Here is a 3,389-nt window from a genome sequence, read left to right on the forward strand (position 1 = left end):
GCGTCACGTCGGCGCTGGCGCTGCGGCAGGCGCAGACCAGCGTCGACAGCGCGCGCGTCGACGTGGCACGCTACACCGCGCAGGTGGCGCAGGACCGCAATGCGCTGCAGCTGCTGGTGGGCTCGGCGCTGCCGGACGGGCTGCTGCCGACGAACCTGGCCGACGCGCTGAACGCGCTGCCCGAGCTGCCGGGCGGCCTGCCGTCGGCGCTGCTCGAGCGCCGGCCGGACGTGCTGCAGGCCGAACACCAGCTGAAGGCGGCCAACGCGAACATCGGCGCGGCGCGCGCCGCGTTCTATCCGCGCATCAGCCTGACCGCGTCGGCCGGCTCGGCCAGCAGCGAGCTGTCCGAGCTGTTCCGCGCCGGCTCGGGCACCTGGTCGTTCATCCCGCAGGTCTCGCTGCCGATCTTCGATGGCGGCGCCAACCGCGCCAACCTCGACATCGCGAAGATCGATCGCGACATCGGCGTGGCCCAGTACGAGAAGGCGATCCAGACGGCGTTCCGCGAGGTGTCGGACGCGCTGGCGCAGCGCAGCACGGTCGGCGACCAGCTCGAGGCGCAGCAGTCGCTGGTCGACGCGACGGCCGAGAGCGATCGGCTGTCGCGTGCGCGCTTCTCGCGCGGCGTCGACAGCTACCTCGCAGTGCTGGATTCGCAGCGCTCGCTCTACAGCGCGCAGCAGAACCTGATCGGCACGCGGCTGTCGCGCATGTCGAACCTGGTGACGCTCTACAAGGTGCTGGGCGGTGGCTGGTCCGAGGGGCGCGCCGGTGGATGAGGTGCTGTCATGCCCCGATATGTTCCGATCACGCCAGCATCATGACTTCGCTGAAGTCCATCCCTAACATGCCGACCAGCAACTCAGAACACGGCCCAGCTTGATCGGCGCGACAGCGTGCAGCGCAGGGGGTTGTGGCCACACCGTTCCATGACGTCCCCCCATCGCAACCCCGAGCGCACGCTGAAGCTGCAGGCGGAGCACCTGACCGACAGGGACATCGCGAAGATCGCGGCCTTCCTGCGCATCGGCCGCGAGCGGCTGAGCCGGGACTGGCAGATCGTGTTCGAAGGTGGGCATGACGTGCTCGGTCACCTGGCGCACCCGCTGCAGTACGAGGACGTCATCGATGCACTGCAGCAGCTGGAGCGCCGGCTCGCCGGGGAGCCCGGGACGGCGGGCGCGCAGCTGCGTCTGCGCCGCTGGCCGGCGCAGGCCTTGCTGCAAGGCGATGCCGATCGGCCCCGGCTCGCGAGCTTCCTGTTGTCGGCGCGGCAGATCGACATCGACGAGCTGACGCGCCGCAGCCACGTCGACCGGCGGGCCTGCGAGGCATTCGTGGCGGCGTTGATCGCGGCCGACGTGCTGGATGTGATGCCGGCCGCTTCCTGCCAGCCCGAGGTGAAGGGGCCCTGTGCGGCCCGATGCCCGGACCAGGGCACGTTCGGCGAGATCCGGCGCAGCCTGGGGTTGGCATGACGACGATGACCCTGCCCAAGATCGTCTTCACCGGGCCGCCGGGGGCCGGCAAGACCACCGCCATCGCGATGCTGAGCGACATTCCGCCGGTGGTCACCGACGTGCGCAACACCGACCCCACGCTCGCCAAGGAACTCACCACCGTCGGGCTGGACTTCGGCCAGGTCGACCTGGCCGGCGGCCGCTGCGTGCAGCTGTTCGGCACGCCCGGGCAGCTGCGTTTCGAGTTCATGTGGCAGATCATCGCCACCGACGCGCTCGGCCTGGTGATCCTGCTCGACAACTCGCGGCCCGACCCGCTGGACGATCTCTCGACCTGCCTGGACGCCTACCGGCACCTGCTGCCGACGATGAACTGCGCGGTGGGCATCGGGCGCACGGCCGAGTTCCCGCAGCCTGCGATCGACCGGTTCAGCGACCTGCTCGCCGAGCGGGGGCTGGCCTTGCCGGTGCTGCCGGTGGACGTGCGCCGCCGCGAGGACGTCCTGCTGCTGGTCGACACCGTGCTCATCCAGGGCGAGATGCGCGCCTGACCGGAACCCTCATGTCCCACCTGAACACCTCCCYGACCGAACCCGCCCGGCACGCGGCCCAAAGCCTGTTCGCCGAAGTCGACGGTGCGCGCGCCGTGCTGATCGCGACGGCCGACGGCTTCGAGCTCACGCACGCCGGGCAGACCGCGATCGCGCCGGCGCGCCTGGCCGCGATGGTCGGCTCCTTCTCCGCGCTCGGCGATGCGGCCAGCCGCGAGACCGRCATCGGCGCGCCCCGCTACCTGGTGGTCGAGTCCTCCGGCGGGCGGCTCGCGGTGCGCTGCATGCAGGTGCGCGGCCAGGCCATCGTCGTCGCCGTCCTCACCGACCAGTCGGTGATGCTGGGCCTGGTGTGGAGCCGCCTGGCGGAGGCCGAACGCCTGATGAACGCGGCATGAACACGATCCAGGTCGGTGCCGAGCTGGACCGCATGGCCGCCCATCCGGGCGTCGTCGGCTGCGCGCTGGTCGATGCGCACACCGGGCTGGTCTGGGACAGCCGTGCCGGCGCGCCGAACGCCGAGCGCGTGTGGGAAGCGGCAGTGGACTACTGGCGGCTGCACGAGCGGCAGAAGCTGAACTTCGCCGGCCTGGGCACGCTCGGTGCGGCGGTGATGTACCACAGCGGCGGCGTGCTCGCGGTGTTCCCGTGCTGCAGCGACCCCGACGTGCTGCTCGTCGCGCATGGCGAGCACCGCGGCGTCGACTGGATCGCGCTGCAGCGCATGGCGCGCGCACTCGGCGAGCTGCTGCGCCGTTCGTGACCAGGGGCCGGCGCGTCCGTTCCAACACACATGCCAGCCCGGGGATCGGGCATGGGCGCGGCCTTCACCGTGCCGAAGCGATCTCCACACTCAACCCGACGATTGGAAGAAAGAAACATGGCCACCATCAAACAATCCCTCGATGACCTGCTGACCGTGGACGGCGCGATGTGCGCAGCGGTGGTCGATTCCGCCAGCGGCATGATGCTCGGCTCGACAGGCTCCGGTGTCGACCTCGAAGTGGCTGCCGCCGGCAACACCGAGGTGGTGCGCGCCAAGCTGAAGACGATGCGCCAGCTCGGCCTGAACGACGTGATCGACGACATCCTGATCACGCTGGGCCGGCAGTACCACATCATCCGCCCGGTCTCGCGCAAGGAAGGCGTGTTCGTCTACTTCGTGCTCGACAAGAGCAAGTCCAACCTGGCGCTGGCGCGGCGCAAGGCCCAGGACGTCGAGCGCGAACTGGTGATCTGAGGCCGCACGATGACGCGCAACGCTGCTGTGACGGTGAGCCTCTGCCTGGCGGCCATGCTGGCCTTGATCGGTTGCGGCGGCGGCGCGCAAGGATCGCAAGACCCGCCGAGCGCCGCGTTGATCCCCGGCGCCTAC

6 protein-coding genes are annotated in these 3,389 nt (G+C 70.3%); all 6 read left to right on the forward strand.

From position 1 onward, the window contains the following. Positions 1-782, forward strand: a 782-nt coding sequence (locus AC1D15_RS22960) for an efflux transporter outer membrane subunit (RefSeq protein WP_477827789.1), incomplete at its 5' end; no start/stop codon positions are given. A 150-nt stretch (positions 783-932) separates the two neighbouring features. Beyond that, complete coding sequence (locus AC1D15_RS22965) at positions 933-1,481, forward strand: hypothetical protein (protein ID WP_477827790.1); 549 nt, start codon at positions 933-935, stop codon at positions 1,479-1,481. Between the two features lie 5 nt (positions 1,482-1,486). Then, entirely contained in the window at positions 1,487-2,014 is a 528-nt protein-coding gene (locus AC1D15_RS22970; RefSeq protein ID WP_477827791.1) for a GTP-binding protein, read from the forward strand. A gap of 11 nt (positions 2,015-2,025) precedes the next feature. Further along, complete coding sequence (locus tag AC1D15_RS22975; protein ID WP_477827792.1) at positions 2,026-2,412, forward strand: roadblock/LC7 domain-containing protein; 387 nt, start codon at positions 2,026-2,028, stop codon at positions 2,410-2,412. Continuing rightward, positions 2,409-2,777, forward strand: coding sequence for a hypothetical protein (locus tag AC1D15_RS22980; protein ID WP_477827793.1), 369 nt, complete (start codon positions 2,409-2,411; stop codon positions 2,775-2,777). Before AC1D15_RS22975 ends, AC1D15_RS22980 begins: the two co-directional genes overlap by 4 nt. A gap of 117 nt (positions 2,778-2,894) precedes the next feature. Beyond that, entirely contained in the window at positions 2,895-3,254 is a 360-nt protein-coding gene (locus tag AC1D15_RS22985) for a hypothetical protein (protein ID WP_477827794.1), read from the forward strand. Positions 3,255-3,389: the final 135 nt, after the last annotated feature.

The sequence above is a fragment of the Rhizobacter sp. P2_H2 genome (assembly GCF_056403375.1).